At 71.7% G+C, this 26,874-nt stretch carries 26 protein-coding genes; 17 read left to right on the top strand and 9 right to left on the bottom strand.

Translation table 11 applies throughout. The features are described from left to right. Positions 1-17: 17 nt before the first annotated feature. Together Aru02nite_RS02105 and Aru02nite_RS02100 are read right to left on the bottom strand one after the other, a co-directional pair. Entirely contained in the window at positions 18-881 is an 864-nt protein-coding gene (locus Aru02nite_RS02105; protein ID WP_203654383.1) for an ABC transporter permease, read from the bottom strand. Then, positions 871-1,674: an ABC transporter ATP-binding protein gene (locus tag Aru02nite_RS02100; protein ID WP_203654381.1), complete on the bottom strand. Its 804-nt coding sequence runs from the start codon at positions 1,672-1,674 to the stop codon at positions 871-873. Before Aru02nite_RS02100 ends, Aru02nite_RS02105 begins: the two co-directional genes overlap by 11 nt. Positions 1,675-1,768: 94 nt before the next feature. Here Aru02nite_RS02100 and Aru02nite_RS02095 point away from each other — a divergent pair, with 94 nt between their 5' ends. Both Aru02nite_RS02095 and Aru02nite_RS02090 read left to right on the top strand, forming a co-directional pair. After that, the gene (locus Aru02nite_RS02095) at positions 1,769-3,487 is read left to right on the top strand and encodes a sensor histidine kinase (protein ID WP_239076297.1); all 1,719 of its coding nucleotides are present in this window, start codon (positions 1,769-1,771) and stop codon (positions 3,485-3,487) included. After that, entirely contained in the window at positions 3,484-4,140 is a 657-nt protein-coding gene (locus tag Aru02nite_RS02090) for a response regulator (protein WP_203654377.1), read from the top strand. The genes Aru02nite_RS02095 and Aru02nite_RS02090 overlap by 4 nt, the downstream gene beginning before the upstream one ends. Before the next feature lie 84 nt (positions 4,141-4,224). On the opposite strand, the gene Aru02nite_RS02085 is transcribed toward Aru02nite_RS02090, so the two are convergent. Next, complete coding sequence (locus Aru02nite_RS02085) at positions 4,225-4,917, bottom strand: TetR/AcrR family transcriptional regulator (RefSeq protein WP_373324838.1); 693 nt, start codon at positions 4,915-4,917, stop codon at positions 4,225-4,227. A gap of 116 nt (positions 4,918-5,033) precedes the next feature. Here Aru02nite_RS02085 and Aru02nite_RS02080 point away from each other — a divergent pair, with 116 nt between their 5' ends. The 3 genes from Aru02nite_RS02080 to Aru02nite_RS02070 all read left to right on the top strand — a co-directional run bounded on the left by Aru02nite_RS02080 (position 5,034) and on the right by Aru02nite_RS02070 (position 8,431). After that, positions 5,034-5,927 carry an NAD-dependent epimerase/dehydratase family protein gene (locus Aru02nite_RS02080; RefSeq protein WP_203654375.1) on the top strand — a complete coding sequence of 298 codons (894 nt, stop codon included), beginning with the start codon at positions 5,034-5,036 and terminating at the stop codon, positions 5,925-5,927. A gap of 1,359 nt (positions 5,928-7,286) precedes the next feature. Beyond that, positions 7,287-7,793 (top strand): DinB family protein, encoded by a 507-nt coding sequence (locus tag Aru02nite_RS02075; RefSeq protein ID WP_203654374.1) that lies wholly within the window; start codon positions 7,287-7,289, stop codon positions 7,791-7,793. Continuing rightward, on the top strand, positions 7,790-8,431 hold the full coding sequence (locus Aru02nite_RS02070) for a hypothetical protein (protein WP_203654373.1): 642 nt from the start codon (positions 7,790-7,792) through the stop codon (positions 8,429-8,431). The genes Aru02nite_RS02075 and Aru02nite_RS02070 overlap by 4 nt, the downstream gene beginning before the upstream one ends. Positions 8,432-8,542: 111 nt before the next feature. Here the strand turns inward: Aru02nite_RS02070 and Aru02nite_RS02065 are convergent, their stop codons facing one another. After that, a complete protein-coding gene (locus Aru02nite_RS02065) occupies positions 8,543-8,857 on the bottom strand; it encodes a hypothetical protein (protein ID WP_203654372.1) in 315 nt (104 codons plus the stop codon). 281 nt (positions 8,858-9,138) lie between these two features. Here Aru02nite_RS02065 and Aru02nite_RS02060 point away from each other — a divergent pair, with 281 nt between their 5' ends. From Aru02nite_RS02060 to Aru02nite_RS02045, 4 genes are all read left to right on the top strand, one after another. After that, positions 9,139-10,044, top strand: coding sequence for a helix-turn-helix domain-containing protein (locus Aru02nite_RS02060; protein ID WP_203654371.1), 906 nt, complete (start codon positions 9,139-9,141; stop codon positions 10,042-10,044). Positions 10,045-10,209: 165 nt separating this feature from the next. Then, entirely contained in the window at positions 10,210-10,338 is a 129-nt protein-coding gene (locus Aru02nite_RS37420) for a DUF397 domain-containing protein (protein WP_373324832.1), read from the top strand. After that, on the top strand, positions 10,335-11,741 hold the full coding sequence (locus Aru02nite_RS02050) for an MFS transporter (protein WP_203654367.1): 1,407 nt from the start codon (positions 10,335-10,337) through the stop codon (positions 11,739-11,741). The genes Aru02nite_RS37420 and Aru02nite_RS02050 overlap by 4 nt, the downstream gene beginning before the upstream one ends. After that, entirely contained in the window at positions 11,738-12,316 is a 579-nt protein-coding gene (locus Aru02nite_RS02045) for a cysteine hydrolase family protein (RefSeq protein WP_203654365.1), read from the top strand. Before Aru02nite_RS02050 ends, Aru02nite_RS02045 begins: the two co-directional genes overlap by 4 nt. Positions 12,317-12,320: 4 nt before the next feature. On the opposite strand, the gene Aru02nite_RS02040 is transcribed toward Aru02nite_RS02045, so the two are convergent. Continuing rightward, complete coding sequence (locus tag Aru02nite_RS02040) at positions 12,321-12,965, bottom strand: LysE family translocator (protein ID WP_203654363.1); 645 nt, start codon at positions 12,963-12,965, stop codon at positions 12,321-12,323. Between the two features lie 151 nt (positions 12,966-13,116). Here Aru02nite_RS02040 and Aru02nite_RS02035 point away from each other — a divergent pair, with 151 nt between their 5' ends. Then, positions 13,117-13,704 carry a TetR/AcrR family transcriptional regulator gene (locus Aru02nite_RS02035; RefSeq protein ID WP_203654361.1) on the top strand — a complete coding sequence of 196 codons (588 nt, stop codon included), beginning with the start codon at positions 13,117-13,119 and terminating at the stop codon, positions 13,702-13,704. A gap of 95 nt (positions 13,705-13,799) precedes the next feature. Continuing rightward, on the top strand, positions 13,800-14,642 hold the full coding sequence (locus tag Aru02nite_RS02030; protein ID WP_203654359.1) for an alpha/beta fold hydrolase: 843 nt from the start codon (positions 13,800-13,802) through the stop codon (positions 14,640-14,642). Positions 14,643-14,723: 81 nt separating this feature from the next. Here the strand turns inward: Aru02nite_RS02030 and Aru02nite_RS02025 are convergent, their stop codons facing one another. Continuing rightward, a complete protein-coding gene (locus Aru02nite_RS02025) occupies positions 14,724-15,248 on the bottom strand; it encodes a DUF4396 domain-containing protein (protein ID WP_203654357.1) in 525 nt (174 codons plus the stop codon). 135 nt (positions 15,249-15,383) lie between these two features. Here Aru02nite_RS02025 and Aru02nite_RS02020 point away from each other — a divergent pair, with 135 nt between their 5' ends. From Aru02nite_RS02020 to Aru02nite_RS01995, 6 genes are all read left to right on the top strand, one after another. Beyond that, positions 15,384-15,821, top strand: coding sequence for a hypothetical protein (locus Aru02nite_RS02020; RefSeq protein ID WP_203654355.1), 438 nt, complete (start codon positions 15,384-15,386; stop codon positions 15,819-15,821). Positions 15,822-15,934: 113 nt separating this feature from the next. Then, complete coding sequence (locus Aru02nite_RS02015) at positions 15,935-17,209, top strand: ABC transporter substrate-binding protein (protein ID WP_203654354.1); 1,275 nt, start codon at positions 15,935-15,937, stop codon at positions 17,207-17,209. Between the two features lie 11 nt (positions 17,210-17,220). Beyond that, positions 17,221-18,168 (top strand): carbohydrate ABC transporter permease, encoded by a 948-nt coding sequence (locus tag Aru02nite_RS02010; RefSeq protein ID WP_203654353.1) that lies wholly within the window; start codon positions 17,221-17,223, stop codon positions 18,166-18,168. Continuing rightward, positions 18,168-19,034, top strand: coding sequence for a carbohydrate ABC transporter permease (locus Aru02nite_RS02005; protein ID WP_203654352.1), 867 nt, complete (start codon positions 18,168-18,170; stop codon positions 19,032-19,034). Before Aru02nite_RS02010 ends, Aru02nite_RS02005 begins: the two co-directional genes overlap by 1 nt. A 42-nt stretch (positions 19,035-19,076) precedes the next feature. Then, complete coding sequence (locus tag Aru02nite_RS02000; RefSeq protein ID WP_203654351.1) at positions 19,077-20,240, top strand: ROK family protein; 1,164 nt, start codon at positions 19,077-19,079, stop codon at positions 20,238-20,240. Between the two features lie 295 nt (positions 20,241-20,535). Further along, entirely contained in the window at positions 20,536-22,338 is a 1,803-nt protein-coding gene (locus Aru02nite_RS01995) for a bifunctional metallophosphatase/5'-nucleotidase (RefSeq protein WP_203654350.1), read from the top strand. Between the two features lie 45 nt (positions 22,339-22,383). Here the strand turns inward: Aru02nite_RS01995 and Aru02nite_RS01990 are convergent, their stop codons facing one another. The 3 genes from Aru02nite_RS01990 to Aru02nite_RS01980 all read right to left on the bottom strand — a co-directional run bounded on the left by Aru02nite_RS01990 (position 22,384) and on the right by Aru02nite_RS01980 (position 26,648). After that, positions 22,384-24,411, bottom strand: a complete 2,028-nt coding sequence (locus tag Aru02nite_RS01990) for an ABC transporter ATP-binding protein (RefSeq protein ID WP_203654349.1) — start codon at positions 24,409-24,411, stop codon at positions 22,384-22,386. Then, positions 24,411-26,144, bottom strand: a complete 1,734-nt coding sequence (locus tag Aru02nite_RS01985; RefSeq protein WP_203654347.1) for an ABC transporter ATP-binding protein — start codon at positions 26,142-26,144, stop codon at positions 24,411-24,413. The genes Aru02nite_RS01990 and Aru02nite_RS01985 overlap by 1 nt, the downstream gene beginning before the upstream one ends. 258 nt (positions 26,145-26,402) lie before the next feature. Then, positions 26,403-26,648: a TM2 domain-containing protein gene (locus tag Aru02nite_RS01980; protein WP_203654345.1), complete on the bottom strand. Its 246-nt coding sequence runs from the start codon at positions 26,646-26,648 to the stop codon at positions 26,403-26,405. Positions 26,649-26,874: the final 226 nt, after the last annotated feature.

The following is a 26,874-nucleotide window of genomic DNA, read 5'->3' as shown; positions in this document are numbered from 1 at the left end:
CTTGCGGGGTAAGGGATTCAGATCTGTGCGTCGGCACCGGCGGAGGGCGGTCGCCAGCGCAGGAGGCGCTTCTCGGCGGTGGAGATCAGCCATTCGGCGGCGAGCGCGAGCACCGTGGTGATGATCATTCCGGCGTAGATGCCGGCCGCGTCGAACGTGCCCTGCGCGTTGTTGATGAGCAGGCCGAGACCCTTGTCGGCGCCGGTGAACTCGCCGACGACCGCGCCGATCAGCGCGAACCCGAACGCCGAGTGCAGCGACGCGAAGATCCACGACGTGGCGCTCGGTACGACGATGCTGCGCAGCAGCGCGAACCGGCTGGCGCCGAGGATCCGCGCGTTGTCGACGAGGTTGCGGTCGACCTCCCGGGCGCCCTGGAACGCGTTGAAGAACACCGCGAAGAACACCAGCACCATCGCGGTGGCGATCTTCGACGACATGCCCAGGCCGAACCAGATGATGAACAGCGACGCGAGCACGATGCGCGGCACCGCGTTCGCCGCCTTGATGAACGGCGCGGCCACGTCCGCGAGGAACCGGCTGCGCCCGAGGACGATGCCGAGTACGACACCGGCCAGCGCGCCGATCACGAACCCGGCGACCGCCTCCTCCAGCGTCACCCCGATCTGCGTCCAGATCGAGCCGAACGCGGTGCCCTTGGTGAACCAGTCGACCAGCCGGCCGGCGATCGCCGTGGGCTTCGAGTAGTAGAACGGGTCGATCCAGTACGTGGCGGCGAGCTGCCAGCTCACCAGCCACACGATCACCGCCGCGACGCGTACCGCCCAGACGAGGGCGCGGCGCCGTCGGCGTCGGCGTACCAGGGCGGATCCGTCCTCGACCGGACGGGCGTCCACTGTGGACAGTGTGTCAGCCGACACGGCTCGCCTCCTCCCGCGCCTTCGCCACCTCGGTACGCAGGCTGTCCCAGACCTCCCGGTAGATCTCCAGGAACTCGGGCGTCAGCCGTACCTCCTCGACGTCGCGCGGCCGTTCCAGCGGTACCGGGAAGGTGGCCTTGACGGTCGCCGGGCTCGCGGTCATCACCACGACCGTGTCGGCGAGCGCGATCGCCTCCTCCAGGTCGTGCGTGACGAACACGACCGCGGCGCCGGTACCGGCCCACAGCCGCAACAGTTCGTCCTGCATCAGGGCGCGGGTCTGCACGTCGAGCGCGCTGAACGGCTCGTCCATGAGCAGGATCTCCGGCTCGTTGACGAGGGTCTGCGCCAACGCGACCCGCTTGCGCATGCCGCCGGACAGCTGGTGCGGGTAGTACCCGGCGAAGCCGCCGAGCCCGACCCGCTCCACCCAGGCGTGCGCCCGGCTGCGCGCCTCCCTCTTGCCCACCCCCCGGTACCGGGGGCCGGCGGCGACGTTGTCGAGCACCGAACGCCACGGGAGTACCGCGTCGCTCTGGAACATGTACCCGACGCCGGACGGGATCCGGCGCACCGGCTCGCCGCGTACCAGGACGTCGCCGGACGACGCCGCCTCCAGTCCGGAGACCAGCGACAGGGTGGTGGACTTGCCGCACCCGGTGGGGCCGACCACGGCGACGAACTCGCCGGGCGCGACGGTCAGGGTCAGGTCACGCACCGCGGTGTGGGTGCCGGAACCGGTGGCGGGAAAGCGTTTCGTGGCACCCCGGAGTTCGATCACCGGAGTGGTCATGAGGGGACCTCCGAACGTAGCTGCCGGCGGACGGGAAAGTTCCCTCCGTCGGCGGACTTGTCTTCGGAGCGGGACGTTAGGTGAACTGGCTCACGTGGGAAACCTTCTCGAAATTGTTCGTTCAAGGCGCGTTAACCGCCTTCTGCGCCTTTCGCTCACGCGCCCGTCCGGCGCCGGGCGGGAGCGGGTACGCCCACGCCGCCGGGCGCCCCGGATCCGGTTCGCCCGGCAGATCCTGGCCCTCCAGATCGGCGTCGTCCTGCTCGTCGTCGGCGTCGGGTTCGCGCTCGTCGGCTGGCTGCTCGACAACCAGCTGACCACCCAGTACGGGCAGCGCGCGCTCGCCGTGGCCCAGACCGTCGCCGCCGACCCGGACATCGCCGCGGCCATCCCGTCCGGCGACCCGCACCACGTCGTCCAGGACCGCGCCGAGCGGGTACGCACGGCGACCGACGCGCTGTTCGTCGTCGTCACCGACCGGCGCGGGATCCGGCTCGCCCACCCGAATCCCGCCGAACTCGGCCAGCACGTGAGTACGGATCCGTCGGTGGCGCTGGCCGGGCACGAGGTCGTCAACGTCCAGCGCGGCACGCTCGGCCTGTCCGCGCGCGGCAAGGTACCGGTGTGGGACGCGCGGAAGCACGTGGTCGGCGAGGTGAGCGTCGGGTTCGCCGCGAAGGACATCCGCGCCAACGTGCTGCACGTACTGGCCGATGCGGCACTGTTCGCGGCGGGCGCGCTGCTGCTCGGGGTGGCCGGTTCGGCGCTGCTCGCCCGCCGGCTCAAGACGCAGACGCTGGGCCTGGAACCGCACGAACTCGCCGAGATGGTCCAGGAACGCGAGGCCGTACTGCACGGCATCGGCGAGGGCGTGCTCGCCACCGACGCCGACGGCCGGGTCACCGTCTGCAACGACGAGGCGGCACGGTTGCTGGCGACCCGGCCCGAACCGGGCGTACCGGCGGCCGCGCTGGACCTGCCGATCCGGTTGCGCGCCGCACTCGCCGGCGACACCGACCAGGAACGCATGATGGCCGTCGCCGGCGACCGGGTCCTGGTCGTCACCCGCCGCCAGGTACGCCGGGACGCGCACGACCTCGGCACCGTACTGACGTTGCGGGACCGTACCGACGTGGAGACGCTGACCCGGGAACTCGACACGGTCCGGTCGCTGTCCGGCGCGCTGCGCGCGCAGCGGCACGAGTTCGCCAACCGGCTGCACACCCTCGCCGGGCTGCTCCAGACCGACCACCACGCCGAAGCCGTCGAGTACCTGCACGCGCTGCACGACGCGCCGGCCGCGGTCGGCCCGGCACCGGACGCCGTGCGCGACCCGTACCTGCAGGCGTTCCTGGCGGCGAAGACCGCCGAGGCCGCCGAGTCCGACGTACGGCTGGAGATCGCGGACACAACCTGGGTACCCGGCGGCGTGACCGCACCGGTCGAGGTCACCACCGTCGTCGGCAACCTGCTCGACAACGCCGTACGCGCGGCGCGCCTCGGCACCCGCACCCCCGCGTACGTCGAGGTGACGTTGCTCGCCGACGGCGACACGCTGCACGTGTCCGTGGCCGACTCGGGCGACGGCGTACCGGTGGAGCTGCGGGCGAAGATCTTCACCGACGGGTTCACCACCCGGCTGTCCGTCGGCCACGGCCTCGGCCTCGCCCTCACCCGGCAGGCCGCCCGCAGCCGCGGCGGGGACGCCACCCTCGCCGATCCGGGTGGCGCCGACCACGGTGCCGTGTTCGTCGCCCAGATGCCTGGTGTACTGGCGGTGCGGACGGCGGAGACGGCGAGAGGACCGGTGTGATCCGGGTACTGGTGGTGGAGGACGACTTCCGGGTCGCCGAGGTGCACGTGGCGTTCACCGAACGGGTTCCCGGCTTCGCGGTGGTCGGCACCGCCCGCACCGTCGCCGACGCGCGGGCCCTCGTCGCCGACACCCGGCCCGATCTCGTCCTGCTCGACCGGTACCTGCCGGACGCGTCCGGTCTCGACCTGCTCGCCGAGCTGTCCGTCGACACGATCATGCTGACCGCCGCCGCCGACCCCGCCACCGTACGCACGGCGCTCGCCCGCGGCGCGCTCAACTACCTGGTCAAGCCGTTCACCGCGGAGCAGCTCGCCGACCGGCTCCGCGCGTACGCCCGGTACCGGGCGGTGTTCGAGGGCGGCGCGCTGGGACAGGCGGACGTCGACCGCGCCGTACGGCTGCTGCACGACGGGGACCGCACCGCGCCGCCCAAGGGCCACTCCCCCGTGACCGCCCGGCTGGTGGCCGACACGCTGCGCGCCGCGCCGGAACCCCGGTCCGCCGCGGCGATCGCCGCCGAACTCGGGATCGCGCGCGCCACCGCCCAGCGGTACCTGTCCGCGCTGGCCGACCACGGCCAGGCCACCATGAGCCTGCGGTACGGCTCGACCGGCCGACCCGAGCACCTGTACGCCTGGTCCGCCACCTGACCCCGCCGGCCGGTCCGGCGCGGCGCGGTCGACCGGCGGTCAGCGCAGGCCCGTCCGGCACGGTCGCCCCGACACGACCGGCAGTCAGCGCAGGCCGATCAGGGCGGCCATGCTGCGCGCCTGGTAGTCGAACCACTCGTCGCGCCGACCCACGAGGTTGTCGAGCTGGCCGAACAGTTCGAAGCTGATCGCCCCGTACAGCTCGGTCCAGGCGAGCATCATCCGGGCCAGTACCGGTGCGTCGAGCGGGACGTTCACCTGCCCGGCGACGGCGGTCAGCTCGGCGCGCAGCTTCGCCGGCAGCGGCGGCGCGGGGACCTCGTCGAGCGCGCCGGCCGCCGCGGCGTCGGCGACGATCCCGGCCAGGACGAGCGGCGCCCGGCTCGCCGGCCCGGTCGTGTCGGTCGGCGCGCGGTACCCGGGCACCGGGCTCCCCAGAATCAGCGCGTACTCGCTCGGCGCGGCGAGCGCCCAGCCACGCAGCGCCCGCGCCACCGCCAGCCACCGCCCGACGTGGTCACCGCGCCGCCGGTACCGGGCGTCGGCGGTCTCGGCGGCCTCCCCGAGCCCGTCGTACGCGTCGATGATCAGCGCGGTGAGCAGGTCGTCCCGGTTGGCGAAGTAGCGGTACAGCGCGGAGGAGGCCATGCCCAGCTCGCGGGCGATGGCACGCAGTGAGAGGTTCGCGCCCTCGGTGGCGAGCTGGCGGCGCGCCGCGGCCTTGATCTCCCCGGTCAGCTCGGCCCGTACGCGGGCCCGGATTCCCGTGTGTTCCACCATGCCAGCGAGTATCGCACACAAACGAGAGCACTGCTCTTGACAGCGAGCAGGCGCGTGGTGGACAGTGGCCTCAATCGAGAGCACTGATCTCGTTTGCGAGAGGGAGACACATCATGAGCCTGCACGTGATCGTCGGCGGTGGCCCGGTCGGCACCGCCACCGCCCGCGTACTCCTCGACCGCGGCGAGCGGGTCCGCGTCGTGACCCGCAGCGGCCGCGGCCCCGACGGCACCGAACGGATCGCCGCCGACGCCACCGACGCCGACCGGCTCACCACCCTGACCGAAGGCGCCGCCGCCCTGTACAACTGCGCCAACCCCCAGTACCACCGGTGGCTCACCGACTGGCCGCCGCTCGCCGCCAGCCTCCTCACCGCCGCCGAACGCACCGGCGCCGTCCACGCCACCGCGAGCTGCCTCTACGGGTACGGGCCCGTCGACGGGCCGATCACCGACGACACCCCGCTCGCCGCCACCCACCCCAAACTGCGGATGCGCGCCGACATGTGGCGCGCCGCGCTCGCCGCACACCGCGACGGCCGCATCCGCGCCACCGAAGTACGCGCCAGCGACTACATCGAGGACAACTCCGTGTTCAGCTTCGCCATCGGCGGACCGCTGCGCGCCGGGAAGCGGGCGTACACGCCGACGCCGCTCGACGTGCCGCACACCTTCACGTCCATCACCGACGTCGCCCGCACCCTCGTCACCGCCGCCACCACCGACACCGCGTGGGGCCGCGCCTGGTTGGTACCGAGCCACGACCCGCTCACCGTACGGCAGATCGCGCGCCGCTACGCCGACGTCTCCGGACTGCCCGCGCCCCGACTCACCGCCATGCCGTACCCGGTGCTGTGGGCCGGCGGGCTCGGCAACAGCTTCCTGCGCGAACTGCGTACCACGTACTACCAGTGGGCCCGGCCGTTCACCATGGACGCGTCGTCGACCACGCGTACGTTCGGGATCGAGCCGACACCCCTGGCCGATGCGCTGGCAGCCGTTGCCTGACGGCGCTTGTGGCTTGCCCGCAGGCGGACTGGTGGCAACCGCTGACGACCGGGATGCCTTGCGGGGCAAGGATTCGCGGGCCGAGATGCGGGCGCCGGCTTGCGCAGGTCGCGGTTCGCGGGCGAACTCTGGGGCAACGCAGACGGGGGATGCGTTGCAGGGCAAGGGTTCACGGTCGAGAATGCGGGCGCCGGGGTGCACAGGACGAGGCTCGCGGGTGGGACCGGGGGCAACGCGGATGGCGGGGATGCGTTGCGGGGCAAGGATTCACGGTCGGGCATGCGGGCGCCTGTTCTGCAGGACGGGGTCGCGGGTGGGATCGGTGGCAATGCCGACAGCGGGGGTGCGTTGCGGGCAAGGTTTGCGGCGGAGATGGCGGCGCCGGTTGCGCGGGCCGAGGCTCGCGGACGGACTCGGGGCAACGCCCACAGCGCGGATGCGTTGCGGGGCAACGTTTTCCGGGCGGCGATGCGGGCGCCGGTTGCGCCGGTTCGAGGCTCGCGGGCGGGGTTGCCGGGCCGGGGCTCGCGGGCGGGGGTTGCGCGGGCACGGGTGGGCGTGTCGCGGTACTTCGGGCGCGCCGCGACCCCAGATTGTTCAACTGTTCAACAATTGGACAGTTGAACAATGAGACAATTGAACAATCCGGATGTGCTCACTTCAGCGGCGTGTCGCCCCGGTACAAGCGTCCATCGTGGACGGTCAGCGGCTCGGCCCGATAGCCCTCCAGGAATCGGACGGGCCCCGCGCCTCCCCCTCCCTCGGTCCGCGCGCCGCCAGAGTCACACCAGTACCTGGTCGGCGGTGGCAACGCATGTCGGTGTGCAGCTCCTGCCGTACGGACAGCGCCCATCCGCCGTCACGTTCGGAGAGCGCGCCCAGTACCCCTCCGATCCGGTACGCCGGACCGCTCTGCGCGGCACCGGCTCGACGACCGTCGACAACGGTTGTGCCGTCCAGCCCCAGGATCGGGGCATTGGCGTAGTGCAGAGAGCCGAGTTCAGCGCTGCCGTACTGTCGGCCCGTGGCCCCGGACCAAGGTGCCAGCGCAGGTGCGGCGAGTACGCCGGGCGCAATGGTTCTCGTCCGCGGCGCCACCGAGAAGCACCGGCGAGACCGCGCCCTGTTCACCAGACGCAACGGCGCGACGGCCCACCTGGCGAGACCGCGCCCTGTTCACCAACGCAACGGCGTGATGGCCCACCCGGCGAGACCGCGCTGTTCACCAACGCAACGGCGCGACGGCCCACCCGGCGACGAGCACGTCGTACAGGTCGGTCAAAGGGGCGCTGTGGCACGGTCTCGTGGTGCGGGATACGGCGGCGCGCGCGGGGCGGGCGTCGATCTAGGGTGGCGGGCATGAGCGTGGAGCGGCAGCGTGGTGATCAGCGTCCGCCGGTGGTGGAGGCGGGTGAGCGGGAGACGCTGGTCGCGTTCCTCGACTACGTACGGGACGCGGTGCTGGCCAAGGTGGACGGGCTGGACGCAGCCCGTGCGGCGGCGCCGGGGGTGGAGTCGGGAACGAGTGTCCTCGGTCTGCTGCGGCATCTGGCGGGCGCGGAGACGCACTGGTTCGCCTGGGCGTACGCCGGGGAGGACGTTCCGTTTCCGGACATGGACATGCGGCTCGCCCCGGGGGACACGCTGGAGGGTGTGACGGCGGCGTACCGGGCGGCGATCGCGCGCTCGAACGCGATCATCGCCGGCTGCCCCGATCTGTCCGCGCGGACGGCGCGCGCCGCCAGTACCCCGCCGCGGGTGCGCACGATGCGGTGGGTGCTGGTGCACATGATCGAGGAGACCGCGCGGCATGCCGGCCATGCGGACATCCTGCGCGAGCAGCTGGACGGCAGTACCGGCCGATGACCCCGGTGTACGTGGAGTCGGGTGTGGCGATGGCGACGGACGACGGGGCGGCGGCCTGGTCGTTCGAGCCGGGGTGGTGGGGCCGGTGCGGTCAGGGCGCCGACGAGCCGGCCGCGCTGGCGTACCTGGCGGCACAGCTCGGCCGCGACGATTGTGTTGCGGTGGAACGGATCCACGGCGACGAGCAGGCGTTCCGCCGGGACCACCGACCCGCCTCCCTCGCCGAACGCGCCGCCACCCTGGCCGTTCTCGCGACGGCGCGGGCGGACACGATCGACCTGATCACCCACACCCCGCCGGAGGTACTCGACGCCGCGCAGCCGCACCGCGTGCTGCCGTCGTGGGCGCGCTGGCGCACCGTACGGCAGATGGCCTGGCATCTGGCCGACACCGAGAGCCGCTACTACCTGCCCAGTCTCGGCCTGCCGGCGCGCGATCCGGAACCCGACCTGCTCGCCGAGCTGCGCGCGTCCGCCCGGCACGTACGCGAGGTGGTCGCGACGATGCCCGCCGATCTGGTACGTCGCGCCGACGGGGAGGTGTGGACGACTGTCAAGGTGTTGCGCCGCCTCGCCTGGCACGAGCGTTCCGAGCTGCGCACCATGCACCACCTGACCCGCCGGCCCACCGATGCCTGACTCTGTACGCCCGGGCGGATGTCGCACGACCTCCCCGCGGTGCGGTTCACCCTGGACGGTCGGTGAAGCCGCACGCTGACGAGCCGCCGGGCGACGGCGAGGGGATGCCGGTCATGCGGGGGTGACGGTGGTGAGGTCGCCGCCGAGGTGCGCGGCCCAGCCGACGGCGACGGACTCCAGGCTCGCCGCGTGTACCAGTTGGCGCGGGTTGGCGGCGCGGACCACGAGGGGGCCGTGGCCGGGGAGGGTGAAGACCCAGGCGATCAGTTCGGCGGGCTCGTCCTCGTCGGGGTCGCCCGCGTCGTACAGGGCGAGGACGCGCGGGACGTCGCGCAGGCGTACCGCGCCGACGTGGTCGGAGAGGGTGTCGGGCGCGGTGGCCAGCACCTCGTCCAGGGTCGGGTCGGCGGTCAACGGTTCGGTCATCGGCATGCTCCGGCTCTCGTGGCGCCGACGCCGCACGGACCGACCGTGGTAGACAGGACCGGTCGACCGTACGTGCCTGGCGCACCAACGGTTTCGACACCGGACCGGGTGGGCGACGGGCGCCAACCTTCCGCCCACCCGGTCCCCTTCTTCCGCGTATCCGCGCACCACGCCGACCGGTTCGATTTGACCGAGCGTGATACTTCTTGCACGCGCCGACAGCATCGCGTACTTTTCGATCTGGCGCAAGTTATGAGTGGAAGAAGAAGTTGGAGTCTTCGATGCCGCAGCGCGACAGCCGGAAAACCGCCCCACGCAAGGCGACCGCACGCACCAGACCACCCCGCACCGAACCCGGCCTGCGTACCCAGTGGCTGGCCCAGGAACTCCGCAAGCTCCGCAGCGAGGCCGGGCTGAGCATGGCCGACATCGGCGCGTACATCCGACGCGACCAGTCCACGATCAGCCGGATGGAGAAGGGCGAGATCCCCATCCGTGTCACCGACGTGCTGGCGTACCTCGACATGGGTCGGATCAACGACACCAACCGGCGGGAGATGCTCAAGCAACTGGCGCACGAGATCTGGCGCGACGGCTGGTGGGACGGGTACACCGGCGACGCCGCCGCCACCCTCATCGACCGCCTCTGGGTCGAGTCCCGCACCAAGCGCATCCGCTCGTACGAGATGCTGGTTCCCGGTCTGCTCCAGACGAAGGCCCACGCGGAAGCCACGATGCGCGCCGTGGAACCGGACAGCCGGCCGGAGCAGATCAAGCGATGGCTGCAAATCCGCTTGGAACGCCAAGCGATCCTCACGGCGGACGAGCCAATCGACCTCAACGTCATCATCGATGAATCGGTGCTGCACCGTCCAGTCGGCACCCGGTTAACGCGTCGCGCACAGTTCGAACATCTCGTCGAACTGTCGGAACGCGACAACGTCGAGATCCGTGTACTGCCCTACAAGGCGGGTGCGCACACCGGCATGGCCGGAGCATTCGAGCTCATGGACCTCGCGCAACCCTTCCCGACCGTCGGCTATGTCGAGACGCAGGTTGGCGCCATTTTCGTTGAAGGCAAGAAGGTTGCCCGGTTGGAAGCTGCGTACGATCATCTACTCGAAGCGGCGCTCGATCCCCGTCGATCCGTCGCCCTCATCAGGTCGGTGATCAACGAGCTGGAGTGACCGGACATGACGACAGGCGACACGTACACCAGAGCGGAACTCGCGACCGTCGCCTGGCGGACCAGCACCCGAAGCGGAAGCGCTGGCGGGAGCAACTGCGTTGAGGTTGGCGTGCTGTGGCGGACTAGTAGCCGCAGTGCCAACGGTGGGGGTAACTGCGTCGAGGTGGGGGCGGGCGACGAGCGGGTGCTGGTGCGGGACAGCAAGGACCGCGCGGGCGGGCTGGTCGCGGTGTCGCCGGTGGCGTGGGCCGCGTTCACCGGGGCGGTCCGGGGCGGCCGCCTGGCCGGGTGAGCGACGCCGACCCGTCTCCCGCGGGTTCGTGGCGGTTGTTGGCCGGGCTGGCCGGCGCGCAGCTGTTGGTGGCGTTGGACTTCTCCATCATGTACGTGGCGCTGCCGGACATCGGTGCGGCGCTGCGCTTCTCGCCGGTGGCGTTGCAGTGGATCGTCAGCGCGTACGCGATCTTCTTCGCGGGGTTCCTGGTGCTGGGCGGGCAGCTGGCGGACGCGGTGGGCGCGGGCCGGATGTTCGTGGTGGCGCAGGCGCTGTTCGCGGTGAGTTCGTTGGGTGCGGGGTTCGCGGGGTCGGCGGCGCCGGTGATCGCGGCGCGGGTCGGGCAGGGGGTGGCGGCGGCGCTGCTGGTGCCGGCGACCCTCGGCGTACTCGGTGCCTCGTATCCGGCGGGGCCGCAGCGTAACCGTGCCGTGAGCGTGTGGGGCACGACGGGCGCGGTCGGCCTGGCCCTCGGCGTACTGGCCGGTGGTGCGTTGGTCGCGCTGGCCTCGTGGCGCTGGGTGTTCTGGGTGAACCTGCCGGTCGTGGCGGTGTGCCTGGTGGCGGCGGGTCCGGCCCTGCGCCGGGTACGGCCGGTGCGTCGGGTCCGGGTGGCGGTGGTGGGCACGCTCGCGGCGTCGGCCGCGGTGGTGGCGGTGGTCGCGGCGTGCACCGAACTGGCCCGCGCGCATCCGCGCCCGCTGCTGGTCGGCGCGGGGTTCGCGGTGGCGGCGCTGGCCGGCGCGGTGTTCGGCGTGCACCAGCGGGGCGACCGGCCGCTGGTGCCGCGCGGCCTGCTCGCGGTCCGTACGCTGCGCACCGCGTGCGTGGTGGCCGCGCTGTACATGGCGAGCTTCGGGGTCGAGTTCTACCTGGTCACGCTGTATCTGCAGGACGTGCGCGGCTACCGGCCGCTGGCCGCGGGATGCGCGTTCCTGCCACTGGCGGGCGCGATCGTGGTCGGCAACACCCTCGCCGGCCGGTACGCGGGGCGCTGGCCGCTACGCCGCCTCCTCGCCGTCGCGTACGCGGTGGGCGGGGTGGGGTTGGTGGTGCTGGCCGTCGCCGTCCACGCGCACGCCGGGTACGTGGCGGGGCTGCTGCCCGGCCTGCTGCTGAGCGGCGTGGGGCAGGGTACGGCGTTCACGGCGCTGTTCGTGACCGGCACCCGCGACCTCCCGCCGGACCGCGCCGGCACCGGCAGCGCGCTGGTCACGACCGCGCAGTACACGGGCGGGTCGCTCGGGTTGGCGCTGGTCGTGCTGCTGCACGGGGAGCGGCCCGGCACCGCCGACTTCGTGCACGCGCTGGCGCTCACGGCCGCGGTCGCGCTCGCCGCCGTACCCGTCGCGCTGCTGCTGCTCTCCCCCGCCCGCCGCGCCACCACCGACACCCGTACGACGATCGGAGCGGGACGATGAACGACGGTGTGCTGGGACTGCCGCCCGAGCGGGTCGCGGTGTTGCTGGTGGACTTCCAGCACGACTTCTGCGACGGCAACGCGGGCAACACCGCCGCGGCCCACCGGGCGTACGACTTCGCCGCGGCGGCCGGGCGGCTCGGCGCCCGCACCATCCACTCCCAGCAGGTGTACGACCCGGCCGAGCTGACCCCGCGGCAGCGGCTCCGGGAAGGCCCGGACAGCTTGTGCCGCAAGGGAACCCGCGGCGCCGAGCTGGTCCTGCCGCCGCTGCCCGGCGCCCGCGTCGTCCGCAAGCACCGGTACGACGTGTGGCAGAGCCCCGAGTTCCACGCCGTACTCGCCGACTGGGACGTGGACGGCCTCGTCATCGCCGGCGTCGAACTCCAGTGCTGCGTGCTGTACGCGGTGCTCGGCGCCGACGAGCACGGCTACGACTACGCCGTACCGCAGGAACTGGTGTCCGGGATCGATCGCTGCGACGACGGGTCCAACCGCGCGGTCCGGGAGTACCTCGGGCTGGTGCACCCGACCCCGACGACCGCCGAGCTGCTCGCCGCCTGGCGTACCGGCTGACGGTTCAGGCGGGGCCCGGGCGGGCGTGGTCGGTGGCGAGCTTCACCGCGAGCACCCCGAGCACCGTGCCCATCAGGTACCGCTGGATGCGCAGCCAGGTGGGGCGGCGCGACAGGAACGCGGCGATGGTGCCGGCGGCGAGCACGATCGCCAGGTTGACCGTCACCGCGACCGACATCTGCACCAGGCCCAGCGCGAACCCCTGCGCGAGCACGTGCCCGGCCGCGGGCCGCACGAACTGCGGGATCAGCGACAGGTACATCACCGCGATCTTGGGGTTGAGCAGGTTCGTGACCAGCCCCATCGTGAACAGCCGGCCCGGCCGGTCGGGCGTCAGCTCGCCCGGCTGGAACGCCGACCGCCCGCCGGGGCGCAGCGCCTGCCACGCGAGCCACGCCAGGTAACCCGCACCGGCGAACTTGACCGCCAGGTACAGCACCGGTACGGCGACGAACAGTACCGACAGGCCCAGGTTCGTCGCGGTCATGTACACGAGGAAGCCGAGCGCCACGCCGCCGAGCGACACCACCCCGGCGCGGCGGCCCTGCGTGATGCTGCGCGACACCAGGTACATCATGTTCGGGCCGGGGGTGAGGACCATGCCGAGCGACACGGCCGCGACCCCGAGTACGGAGGCGAGTGGAAGCACGCCTCCAGACGCTGCCACCGCCACGACCCCCGAGCGAGAGCCAATCCGGTACTCCTGGCCTCCCCACCCGTCACGTCCGGTCGTACGCCAGCGTCGTGCCGATGATCACCGACCCCTGGACACCCTCGTACGGTCGTGCGATTCTGGTCGGGTGGCGAAGGGTGCGCAGACCCGCGAGGCGATCGTGGACACCGCGGTCGAGGTCGCGTTCCGGGTCGGGTTGGGCGGGCTGACGATCGGCGAGCTGGCGCGGCAGCGGCAGATGTCCAAGAGCGGGCTGTTCGCCCACTTCCGGTCGAAGGAGGCGCTCCAACTCGCCGCGCTGGAGCGGGCCCGGGAGACGTTCGTCGACCTGGTGGTCCGGCCGGCGCTGTCGGCGCAGCGGGGCGAGCCGCGGATCCGTGAGCTGTTCGAGCGGTGGCTCGCCTGCGCGCGGGACGGATCGCCCGGCGGGTGCCTGTTCGTGAAGGCGGCGACCGAGTTCGACAGCCAGCCGGGCGCGCTGCGCGACCGGCTCGCGCAGGACCACCAGGACCTGTTCGACACCGCGGCGCAGGTGTGCCGCAGCGGCGTGTCCGTCGGCCAGGTGCGGCGCGACGTCGACGCCGAGCAGTTCGCCCACGACCTCTACGGGGTCATGCTCTCCTTCTACCTGGCGTACCGGTTGCTGGCCGATCCGGCGGCCGAGACGCGCGCCCGCGCGGCGTTCGAGGCGCTGCTCGCCGGCGTCCGTACCTGATCCCGTCGTTTCCACTTCCCGTCCGAGGAGGACCGTTGGTCACCGCAGCAGGTACCGAAAAAAGCACGATCGTTCGTGTCGAAAACTCGTGGCGTATGCGGCTCATGCGGCTGGCGTTCCGGACCATGGAGACGGTCGCGCCCACGGTCGGCGGCCACCGCGCCGCCCTCCTCTGGTGCACCCCGCCCGCCGGCCGCGGTCGACGACGCGACGACCGGCCGTCGTCGTTACCCGCCGACCGCAGCACCCTGACCACGCCGAAGGGCGTACGGCTCGCCGTCGAGACGTGGGGCGCGCCGGACGCCGCCCCGGTGTACCTGGTGCACGGGTGGGGTGGCTGGCGCGGCCAGCTCGGCCCGTACGTCGCGCCGCTGGTCGCCGCGGGCCGCCGGGTCGTCGCGTTCGACGTACCGAGTCACGGCGAGTCGGGTCCGGGGATGCTCGGGCCACGCCGGGCCACGGCGGCCGAGTTCACCGAGGCGCTCGTCGCCGTCACCGCCGCGTACGGCCGGGCGGCGGCGATCGTGGCGCACTCGCTGGGCTGCGCGACGACCGTACGGGCGGTCGCCGACGGGCTCGCCGCGGACCGGCTGGCCCTGGTCGCCCCGGTCGCCGACCCGCTCGAACGGATCGGCGACTTCACCCGGCTGCTCGGCGCGGGCGACCGTACCCGGGTGGCGTTGGTCGAACGGCTGGAACGGTGGGCCGGCCGCCCGGCGGCGGACTTCACGGTGGCGGACCTGCCCGCCCGGCGCTCGATGCCGCCGTGCCTGGTGGTGCACGACCGCGACGACAAGGAGGTCCCGTACGGCGGGGGCCGGGACCTGGCGGAGAGCTGGCCGGGCGCCGAACTGGTGAGCACCGACGGCCTCGGCCACCAGCGGATCCTGCGCGACCCGGAGGTCGTCGCGACCGTCACCGCCTTCGTCACCCGCTGACGCACGGACGCGCCGGACCGGGAACCCCGGTCCGGCGCGTCGACGCCACCTGTCAGTGGTGGTACGCGTCGACGCCACCTGTCAGTGGTGGTACTGGTGGACCACCGCGTGGCCGCGCCCGCGGGAGATCATCCAACGGTTCACCGGCGTGGTGACCAGGAACGCCAGTACCAGCGAACCGGCCAGCGACAGCCAGAACAGCGCGCTGGTCAGGCCGGCGTTCATGGCGCCGGGGATGACCACCACGGTGCCGTTGTCGATGATCTCCATGACGATGATCGACACGGTGTCCGCCGCCAGCGCCACCTGGAACGCCCGGCGCACGCCCAGGCCCGCCTTCAGTACGCCGCGCATGGTCAGCGCGTAGCCGCAGACGAAGGCGAGCGCGATGGACAGGACCACGGTCGCCGCGTTGTGCAGCCCGAACGCCGAGCCCAGCACCATGCCGAGCACCTGGCCGATGGCGCAGCCGGTGAGGCAGTGCAGCGTCGCCAGTGCGGCCATCCGCCAGCTCACGCTCCGCCATCCGGTACGTCCGGTGCCGGCCGCGTGGTGTCCCTCGTGCCCGGTGTGCTGCGCGTGGTCGGCTGTCGCGTGCTCGCTCATCGCGCCCCCTTTCCTCGCCGCCGAATATACCCCCGAGGGGTATTAACGGCAACGGTCGGCAGGGTGCGACGCGACACACGCCGACCGGGGTGGCGTCGGGTGCGGCAGGCAGGCGTTGCTGGGATGCTGCCCGGCATGGACCGACTGCCGTTCCCGCTCGCCGACGTCCTCCCGGACGCCCTGCGCGGCGTACTGCTGGACTTCTGGTGGGACACCGAGCGGCTGTGGGCGCTGGACCTGCCCGTCACCACGCTGCCGGTGGCGGACCTGAGCTGGCTGCTCGACCTGCCGATGTGGGCGTACGGCGGGGCACCGTTCCAGGTGACCCCGCACCAGGTGGCCGCCGACCCGGTGCGGTACGCGGAGCAGTACGCCCGGACGATGGCGGCGGACGTGGCGTTTCCCTTGCACGTCACCGATCGCGGCGGCCGCCCCCTGGTACTCGACGGCATGCACCGCCTGCTGCGTACCGAACTGGCGGGGTGGGGTGAGGTGGCGGTCAAGGTGGTGCCGGCGGCGGCGCTGGACGACATCGCGCGCCGGCCGGACGACACGGATTCCCTAGCGAAGTGATCGAGATTTGGGACACGGTGCGGTCCGCCGGATGACGCCGGCGCGCCGTGTCGAATAATGTCCGATGATCACCGGTGCCGCGGGGCGCCGGGCGCAGCGGAGGTGTGGCACCGATGGCGAAACCGAGCGGGTACAGCAGGCGCTCCGTGTTCAAGGGGGCGGCCGGGATCGCGGTCGCCGGAGCGCTCGCGGCCGCCTGTGGGTCCAACACCGGCCGCGGCTCGTCCGGCGGCAACGGCCCCACCATCAAGCAGTGGTACCACCAGTACGGGGAGGCCGGCGTCGAGCAGGCCGTCAAGCGGTACGCGAAGGCGTACCCGAAGGCGGACGTGCAGGTGCAGTGGACCGCCGGTGACTACGACACGAAGCTCGCCACGTCGCTGCTCGGCAAGGACGGGCCGGACGTGTTCGAGCAGTCCGTGGCCCGGGTGGACCAGCTCAAGGCCAAGCAGCTCGTCGACCTGACCGACCTGTTCGGCGACGCGAAGGACGACTTCACCCCGGCCGTACTGGACGCGCAGACCGTCGACGGCAAGATCTACGGCGTCCCGCAGGCCATCGACATGCAGATGCTCTTCTACCGTAAGAGCTGGCTCGCCAAGGCCGGCGTGTCCGTGCCGACCACGCTCGACGAGCTGGCCACCGCGGCGAAGAAGCTGACGAACAAGAAGGTCAAGGGCCTGTTCCTCGGCAACGACGGCGGCGCCGGCGTGCTCGGCGCCGTGCCGCTGTGGTCGGTCGGGCAGAACTACCTGACCGACGACCAGAAGAAGGTCGGCTTCGACCCGGCCGCCGCCGCGCCGGTCTTCGCGAAGCTGCGCTCGCTGTACACGTCGGGCAGCCTGCTGCTCGGCGCGCCGGCCGACTGGTCCGACCCGTCGGCGTTCACGCAGGGCCTGACCGCGATGCAGTGGTCCGGCCTGTGGGCGGTCCCGGTGGTACAGAAGGCGCTCGGCAACGACTTCGGCGTCGTCGCGTGGCCGAAGGGCGACGCCAGCGGCAAGCTCTCCGTGCCGATCGGCGCGTACGGCTCGACGGTGAACGGCAAGAGCACCCAGGTCGACGCCGCCAAGGCGTACGTGAAGTGGCTGTGGATCGACAAGACCGAGTACCAGCAGGACTTCGACCTGTCGTACGGGTTCCACATCCCGGCGCGGAAGTCGATCGCCGCCAAGGCCGGGAAGCTCAAGTCGGGCGCGGGCGCCGACGCCGTCAAGCTCGTCCAGGAGTACGGGAAGGTGCAGTCGACGCCGGGCTGGACGGCGACGATGAACACCGCGTACACCGACGCGCTGAACAACATCATCCGCAAGGGCTCCAACCCGTCGACGGAGCTGAAATCGGCGATCACGAAGATCGACAAAGAGCTGACCGCGCTGTACAAGTGAGCATCCGGGAAGTGGCCGACAGGCGGGCGCCGGCGACCGACCGGCGCCCGTCGAAGCGGCACGGCAAGCAGCGGACCTGGCCGGCGTTCTGGGTGTTCGTCGGCCCGTTCCTGATCGGGCTGGTGCTCTTCACGTTCGTCCCGATCGTGTGGAGCGCGGTGCTGAGCTTCTTCGACGCGCACAACACCGTCACCCCGTCGACGTTCGTCGGGCTGTCGAACTACGTCGACATGCTCACGAACTCCGACTTCCTGCAGAGCCTGTCGACGTTCACCGTGTTCGCCGCGTTCATCGTGCCGACCACGGTCGCGGTCGCGCTCGCACTGGCCCTGCTGGTGCACCGGCTGCGGTTCGCGAAGGCGTTCTTCCGGTCGGTGTTCTTCCTGCCCGCCGCCTGCTCGTACGTGGTGGCCGCGCTCATCTGGAAGCTGTCCATCTTCAACGGCGTCCGGTTCGGCCTGGCCAACACGGTGCTCGGCCTGTTCGGCGTCGACCAGGTGCCGTGGCTGTCGTCCGCCAGCCCACCCTGGTACTGGGTGGCCCTGGTGACGCTGCGGCTGTGGCTCCAGGTCGGCTTCTACATGATCCTGTTCCTCGCCGGCCTCCAGCGCATCCCCACCGAGCTGTACGAGGCGGCGTACGTGGACGGCGCGCGGCCCGGCTGGCAGGTCTTCCGGTACATCACGTTCCCGCAGCTGCGCGCGACCACGGTGGCGGTGCTGCTGCTCAACCTGATCGCGGCGTACCAGGCGTTCGACGAGTTCTACAACCTGATGGCGTCGGCCCGCGGGTACCCGCCGTTCGCCCGGCCCCCGCTGGTCTACCTGTACTTCACGGCCCTCGGCTCCGGTCAGGACTTCGGCCACGGCAGCGCCGGCGCGGTCATCCTGGCCCTGCTCATCGGCATCGTCACCGTGCTGCAGGCGAAGCTGTTCGGGTTCGGCCGGAAGGAGGACTGATGGACGACTCCCCCCGCGCCGTCGGGTACGGCCGCACCGTGCGCGGCCGGATCGGCGCCGTCGCCCGGTACACCGCGCTGGGTGTCGCGGCGGTGCTGTTCCTGCTGCCGTTCTACCTGATCGTGCGCAACGGGCTGGCGTCCGAGGCCGACATCACCGCGCCGAACTGGACGTTCTTCCCCACCTCGCTGCACTGGTCGAACGTCACCGAGCTGTTCCACGACCCGTCCGTACCGATGGCGCGGGCGATGGGCAACTCGGCGGTGGTCAGCGTCGTCCAGACGGTCGGTCAGGTCGCGCTGTCGTCGATGGCCGGCTACGGCCTCGCGCGCATTCCCTTCCGGTACGCCAACGTCGTGTTCGGCGCGATCGTGGCGACGCTGATGATCCCGGCGGCCGTGACGTTCGTGCCGACGTTCGTGGTGGTGTCGTCGCTGGGCTGGGTGTCGACCCTGCGCGGCCTCATCATCCCGGGTCTGTTCAGCGGCTTCACCGCGTTCCTGTTCCGGCAGTACTTCCTGAGCTTCCCGAAGGAACTGGAGGAGGCGGCCCGCGTCGACGGTCTCGGCCACTGGGGCGCGTACTGGCGGATCGTGGTGCCGAACTCGCTCGGCTTCTTCGCGGCGATCGGCGTCATCACGTTCCTCGGCGCGTGGAACGCGTTCCTGTGGCCGCTGGTGATCGGGCAGGACGAGTCGTCCTGGACGGTGCAGGTCGCGCTGTCGTCGTTCCTCACCGGCCAGACGGTCAACCTGCACGAACTGTTCGTCGCCGCCGCGGTCGCGATCCTGCCGCTGCTGCTGGTGTTCGTGTTCCTCCAGCGGTACCTGGTGCAGGGCGTCGCCGAGTCCGGCATCAAGGGCTGACCCGGCACGGCACGGGCGTACGGGCGTTACGCTGTGCCGATCATGGGGCCATCGACGCCGGCGGCCGGGGACCTGGCCCGGCTCCGGCAGCACAACGAACGGGTCGTGCTCGCCGCGGTGCGCGCGTCCGGCACGCCGCGGGTGGCGCAGATCGTCGCCGACAGCGGCCTGGGTCGTACCGCGGTGGAGGACGTGCTCGCCACCCTCGTCGCGCGCCGCTGGCTGGTCGAGGAACGTGCCGCGATCCGCGGCCGCGGCCGACCCGCCCGCAGCTACCGGTTCCGCGCCGAGGCGGGCTGTGCCGTCGGCCTCGACATCGGCGCGTACTCGGTGCGTGCGGTGCTCACCGACCTGGCCGGCCGGGTGCTCGCCACCACCCGCCGGCCGGTGAGCCCGCAGACGCGCCGACGCGACCGGCTCGCCGCCGCGGACCGCGCCCTCGCCGACTGCACCCGCGACGCGGGCGTACCGGAGCGGCGGGTCTGGGCCGTCGGCGCCGGTACCACCGGGCTGGTGGACCGTGCCGGTCGCGTCGTGCGCGCCAACGCGATCCCCGACTGGGCCGGCGCCGACCTCGCCGGGCATCTCGGGCGCGACGGCCGGCTCGTCCTGGTCGACAACGACAGCCAGCTCGCCGCCCTCGCCGAACAGCGCCGCGGCGTGGCCACCGAGGCCGCCGACCTGGTACTCCTGCACGCGGGCCGGCGTACCGGGCTGGCCCTCGTACTCGACGGGCGCCTCCGGCGCGGTGCGTACGGTGCCGCCGCCGACCTGTCCGCGCTCCCCGGGCTGTCGTGGGAGCCGGCGATCGAGTACCTGCACGCGGTGGCGCCGGCCGACGTACCGGTAGCCGACCGGGCGGAGCGGGCGTTCGCCGCGGCCCGCGACGGCGACCGGCGCGCCCGCACCGCGGTCCGGCGGTACGCGCGGGCCATGGCCCTGGCCGCCGCGACCGCGATCGCCGTCGTCGACCCGCGGATGCTCGTCCTCGGCGGTGCCTTCTCGCAGGCGGCGGACGTACTGCTGGAGCCGCTCGGCGCGGAGCTGGCGCGACTGTGCCCGCAGGTACCGGAGCTGCGGGCGTCGACGCTCGGCGCGGACTGTGTCGCGCTCGGCGCCGCGTGCCTCGCGCTGGACGCCGTCGACGAGCGGCTGCTCGCCGCCGACCGCGGCCCGCTGCCGGCGCTCACCGCCCGCAGCGTCTGACCCCGCGCGCTCCGGCGCGCCCAAAGGGCGTCCCGCCGCCCGGCACGGGGTCAACATCCGGGGCGTTTTCCGGCGGTACGGCACGCGATCGGCGCTTCGCGTGCGGATGCACCGCGGCGGCGTACGGGCGTTGCGCAGCCTTGATCACCCGGGGGTACCACGCTAATAATGTCGCAGACAGGCGAAAAGAAAGTGCCTGTTCACCGACCGTTCCAGGGCCGCCCGGCGTGCCGTCACGCCGCGCGGCTCCACTGTCCGGCAGCATCCCCCCACCCCTCAGGGAGCAGGTCAAGTCGTGGACAGACGAATCAGACGCCGCACGTTCCTCACCGCCACCGGTGCGCTCGCGACCGCCGCCGCCGTCGGCGACCTCGCGTACGCCACGCCGGCCGCCGCCGACCCCGCGTCCACCGACGGGTACGTCGACGTGCAGCTGCTGAACATCACCGACCTGCACGGGTACCTGCAGCCGACGACGCCGAGCCAGGGCAGCGTCATCACCGGCGCCGGCGGGGTGCAGGTGACCGTCGGCGGCGTCGGGTACATGGCGACGCACCTCAAGCGGCTGCGCGAGGGCCGCCGCAACTCGATCTTCTTCTCGTCCGGCGACAACTTCTCCGGCTGGCCGTTCGAGGTGGACGCGCACGCGAACGAGCCCACCGTCGAGGCGCTGAACGCGATGGGGCTCCAGTTCAGTACGGTCGGCAACCACGAACTGGACCAGTCGGTGAGCTTCCTGATCGACCACATGGAGAAGGGCGCGCCGTACCCGGTGAACGGGCGCGACGACAACTTCGTCGACTCGACCGGGCACCGGTTCCGCGGCGCGGACTTCCGCTTCTACACGGCGAACATCGTCGACGCGAAGTCCGGCCGGACGATCCTGCCGCCGTACAACATCGAGTACGTGGATGCGGGGAACGGCAAGCAGCTGCCGATCGCGTTCATCCACCTGACGCTCGTCGGTACCGAGGTCGGATCCACCTCGTACCAGCCGGGACTGCGGTCGCTGTCCGACCTGGAACAGGCCAACACGCTCGCCGCGCAGCTCAAGAAGCAGGGCGTGCACGCGATCGTCATCAACATCCACGACGGCGGGGTCGCCGGCAACGACTACAACGCCGGTACGAACCCGTCCGGGCCGGTGTTCCAGCTCGCGGCGAAGGCGTCGCCGGACATCGCCGCGATCGTCACCGGGCACTGGCACTGCCGCTTCAACATGATGGTCCCCGACCCGAACGGCGTACCGCGGCCCGTCGTGGAGGCCGGCAACCACGGCTCGCTGATCAACGAGATCACCCTGAAGCTCGACCCGCGTACCGGCGAGGTGGTGCGGGAGCTGACCACGTCCACCAACCACGCCAACACCCGGGACGTACCGGTGGATCCCGAGGTGCAGGGCATCGCCGACTACTGGACGGCGCAGGGCCGCACCCGGTACGCCACGAAGCTCACCACCATCACCGGCGACTTCACCCGTACCCCGAACGCCTCCGGCGAGAGCACCATGGGCAACCTCGCCGCCGACTTCGCGTACTGGGACGCCAACCAGAACCGGGACGGCCGGGCGGATCTCGCGCTGATCGCCGTCAAGCCGGTGTCCGGGTCCGTCGCCCTCACCGGCGATCTCAAGTACGCCAAGGGAACCGGCGCGAACGACGCCGACGGCACCGTACTGTTCGGCGAGGCGTGGAACGCGTTCGGCTACGGCAACCCGGTGCTGACCGTGACGCTGCCCGGTACGCAGCTGCACGCCGCGTTCGAGGCGCAGTGGGTGGCGCAGGCCGACGGGAGCGAGAAGTTCGCGCCGTTCGCGGTGTCCGGCAACGTGACCTACACGTACGACACGAGCCGGCCGATCGGGCAGCGCGTCGACCCCGCCGGCATCCTCATCGACGGCACGCCGCTGGACACCGGGCGGAACTACCGGGTGGCGGCGCTGGCGTACACGCTGATCGGTGGGGACGGCAACACGGTGTTCGCCGGGTTCACCGACCCGGTGCGCAACGACCGCGACCACGAGGGCTTCATCAAGTACCTCCGGGCGCACCCGGTGCTGAGCCCGTCGAAGCTCGGCCGCGCCACCCCGGCGACGTAGCGGCGGCGCCGCCCGGGTCCGCGTGGACCCGGGCGGCGCTGCACGTCACGCCGGCTCGGCGACCGCCTGGCTGAACTGCGCCGAGTAGAGCCGCGCGTACGCGCCCTCGGCGGCGAGCAGCTCCCGGTGGTTGCCCTGCTCGACGATCTGGCCGTCCTCCATCACCAGGATCACGTCCGCGTCCCGGATCGTCGACAGCCGGTGCGCGATCACGAAACTGGTACGCCCGCTGCGCAGCTCCGTCATCGCGTGCTGGATCAGCACCTCGGTACGGGTGTCGACCGAACTCGTCGCCTCGTCGAGTACCAGGATCGAGGGTTCGGTCAGGAACGCCCGGGCGATCGTCACCAGCTGCTTCTCACCGGCCGACAGCGTCGAGGACTCCTCGTCGAGAACCGTGTCGTACCCGTCGGGCAGGGTCCGTACGAACCGGTCGACGTGCGTGGCCTGCGCGGCGGCGACGACCTGCTCGCGGGTCGCGCCGTCCACCCCGTACGCGATGTTGTCGGCGATGGTGCCGCCGAACAGCCACGTGTCCTGCAGGACCATGCCGATCCGGCTGCGCAGCTCGTCCCGGGACATCGCGGCGATGTCCACACCGTCCACGGTGATCCGGCCGCCGGACACCTCGTAGAACCGCATCAGCAGGTTGACCAGCGTGGTCTTGCCGGCGCCGGTCGGTCCGACGATCGCGACCGTGTGCCCCGGCTCGACGGCCAGCGACAGGTCCGTGATCAGCGGCTTCTCCGGATCGTACGAGAACGAGACGTGCTCGAACGCGACCCGGCCGGTGATCTGCTCCGGCCGCTCCGGCGTCAACGGATCCGGCGCCTGCTCCGTCGCGTCGAGCAGGTCGAACACCCGCTCCGCCGACGCCACCCCGGACTGCAGCAGGTTCGCCATCGACGCCACCTGCGTGATCGGCTGCGAGAACTGCCGCGAGTACTGGATGAACGCCTGGACGTCGCCGAGCGACATCGTGCCGGACGCCACCCGCAGGCCGCCGATGACCGCGACGAGCACGTAGTTCAGGTTGCCGATGAACATCATCGCCGGCTGCATGATGCCGGAGATGAACTGCGCCTTGAACGCCGAGGAGTAGAGCGCGTCGTTGTGCTCGGCGAAGGTCTCCGCCGCCTCCTTCTGCCGGCCGAACACCTTCACCAGCGCGTGCCCGGTGAACATCTCCTCGATGTGCGCGTTCAGCTTGCCGGTGGTCGCCCACTGCTTCAGGAACTGCGGCTGCGCGCGCTTGCCGATCAGTACCGCCAGCACGATCGACACCGGTACGGTGACCACCGCGACCAGCGCCAGCAGCGGCGAGATGTAGATCATCATCGCCAGTACGCCGACGATCGTCAGCAGCGCGGTCACCATCTGGCTCAGCGCCTGCTGCAACGTCTGCGACACGTTGTCGATGTCGTTCGTGGTACGCGACAGCACCTCACCGCGCGGCTGGCCGTCGAAGTAGCTCAACGGCAGCCGGGACAGCTTCTGCTCGGTCTCCGCACGCAACCGGTACGCCAGGCGCTGCACGACCGACGCGGTCAACCGACCCTGGAACAGCCCGAGTACGCCGGCGACCGCGAACAGCAGCGCGGCGAACAGCAGCACCCGGCCGATCGCGTCGAAGTCGATGCCCTGCCCGGGCGTGAACGGCAGCGCCGACAGCATGTCCGCCAACCGGTCCTGCCCGTGCTCGCGCAGACCCGCGACGACCTGCCCCTTCGTCAGCGTCGCCGGATACTTCCCGCCGATCACGCCGGCGAAGATCAGGTCGGTGGCGTGCCCGAGCACCTTCGGCCCGATCACCTGCAACGTCACGCTCACCACGCCGATCACCACGACGGCGATCGCGCGGGCCCGGTCCGGCCGCATCATCCGCAGCAGCCGGCGGCTCGACCCGCGGAAGTCCATCGACTTCTCGGTCGGCATTCCGCCGCCGAACATCCGCCCCGGGCCGCCACCCGCACCGCCCGGACCGGGACCGCGCTTCGGCGGCCCCGACGGCTTCCCGTTCGACGCCGCCACGCCGCCGCCGGGCTCCGCCGACGCGCTCCCCCGCCGGGCCATCACGCCGCCTCCTGCTCGGTGAGCTGGGAGAGCACGATCTCCCGGTACGTCTGGTTGTCGCGCATCAGCTCGTCGTGCGTGCCGCTGCCGACGACACGACCCTCGTCGAGTACGAGGATGCGGTCGGCGCCGCGGATCGTGGCCACCCGCTGCGCCACGATGATCACCGTGGCGTCCTCGATCTCGCGGGCCAGCGCCGCCCGCAGCGCCGCGTCCGTCGCGTAGTCCAGCGCGGAGAACGAGTCGTCGAACAGGTACACCTCGGGGCGGGCGACCAGCGCGCGGGCGATCGCCAGCCGCTGCCGCTGTCCGCCGGACACGTTGCTGCCGCCCTGCCCGATCGGCGCGTCCAGCCCCTCCGGCATCGCCTCGACGAAGTCGCGCGCCTGCGCGATCTCCAGCGCCTGCCACAACTCCTCGTCGGTCGCCCCGGGGTTGCCGTACCGCAGGTTGCTGGCGACCGTGCCGGAGAACAGGTACGGCTTCTGCGGCACCATCCCGACCGTACGGGACAGCACCGCCGGGTCGAGTTCGCGGACGTCGACGCCGTCCACCAGTACCGTGCCGCGCGTCGCGTCGAACAGCCGCGGTACCAGGTTGAGCAGCGTCGTCTTGCCGCTGCCGGTGGATCCGATGATCGCGGTCGTCTCCCCCGCGTGGGCGACCAGGTCGATGCCGCGCAGCACCGGCTGCTCCGCCCCCGGGTACCCGAAGTCGACGTCGCGGAGTTCCACGTCGCCGTGCCCGAGCAGGGTGTCGACCGGCCGCTCCGGAACGGTGACGCTGGTGTCGGTGCTCAGTACCTCCATGATCCGCTCGGCGCACACCTCGGCCCGCGGTACCAGCACGAACATGAAGGTGGCCATCATGACCGACATGAGGATCTGCATCAGGTAGCTGAGAAACGCGGTGAGCGCGCCGACCTCCATGCCGTGCGACGCGATCCGGTGCCCGCCGAACCACATCACCGCCACGCTGGACAGGTTCATCACCAGCATCACGGCCGGGAACATGATCGCCATCAGCCGGCCGACGCCCAGCGACACCTCCATGACCGCGGCGTTCGCGTCGGCGAAGCGCTCCTGCTCGTGCCGGTCCCGGACGAACGCGCGCACCACCCGGATGCCGGTGATCTGCTCGCGCATCACCCGGTTCACCGTGTCGATGCGCTTCTGCAGGGACCGGAACAGCGGCCGCATCTGCCGCACCACCATCGTCACCACGGCCACCAGCACCGGCACGATCACCAGCAGCAGCGCGGACAGCGGTACGTCCTGGTTGAGCGCCATCAGGACGCCGCCCACGCACATGATCGGCGCGGAGACCATCAGCGTCATGGTCACCAGCGCCAGCATCTGCACCTGCTGGACGTCGTTCGTGGTACGGGTGATGAGCGACGGCGCGCCGAACTGGCCGATCTCGCGTACCGAGAAGGTCTGGACGCGGCCGAAGATGGAGCTACGGATGTCGCGGCCGAGGGCCATCGCGGTCCGGGCGCCGAAGTACACCGCGGCGCCGGCGCAGAGCACCTGCACCAGCGTCACCGCCAGCATCACGCCGCCCTCGCGCACGATGTACCCGGTGTCGCCGGTGACGACGCCGCGGTCGATGATGTCGGCGTTCAGCGTGGGCAGGTAGAGCGTGGCGAGGGTCTGGACGAACTGGAACAGCACCACGAGGCCGATGGCCCCGGCGTACGGGCGCATGTGCGCGCGCAGGAGTCGGATGAGCACGCGGACCTTCCTGTGGTCGACGATGTCCGGTCGGCAAGCCTACGGCGCGGTTGCCACCGGCCGGGCAGATTTTCACCGACACCCGCCACGGTAGGCACGGCGGCTGACATGGCGCTGGCAGCGTACTGAGACCGGCGGTCGAGACGCCCGACGGGCACGACGACGGGGCCGGACCGGCGTCTCCCCGTGACGCGCGTCCGACCCCGTCGAGGTCCTACCCGTGGGTGCCGGCGGCCCCGTACCGCCAGCGCCCGCGACCTACTGCTGGCCGTTCGCCTTCCGGACCTGGCTCGGCAGCGTGAACAGGTCGATCAGCAGGCCGATGCCCACCCAGCCCAGCGTGAAGATGTAGCTGACGCCGCGGCCGGTACGGCCCAGGTAGAACTGGTGCACCCCGATCACGCCGAGGAAGAACCACAGCAGGTACGCCACGCCGACCGACTTCTGGCCGGCGGGCGCGGCGGCCGCCGTGGCCTGGGGCGCGCTCTGAGTTGCCTCGCTCATCGAGTGGATCCTTCCGGGGAATCTGTGGGTGCCCGAGGGCACCACCAGCGTGGGGGACGCCCGGCTTTTTGCCGGACCGCGGCAGAGTACACAGCGGCCGCAACGTCACCGTCCTGCCCGGCTGTCCACAGTTGACCGACCGTTCGTCCGGTGCGCTGGTCCGGTGTCCGGTGGCAGGGTCGACGCACGCCCCGGCCGGGCCCGGGATCCCCGCCCGGTGCGGTGT

The organism is Actinocatenispora rupis, assembly GCF_016861975.1.
Classification (GTDB): Bacteria; Actinomycetota; Actinomycetes; order Mycobacteriales; family Micromonosporaceae; genus Actinocatenispora; species Actinocatenispora rupis.
Note: the sequence above shows the minus strand (reverse complement) of the source record. Positions and strands in the feature narration are given on the sequence as shown.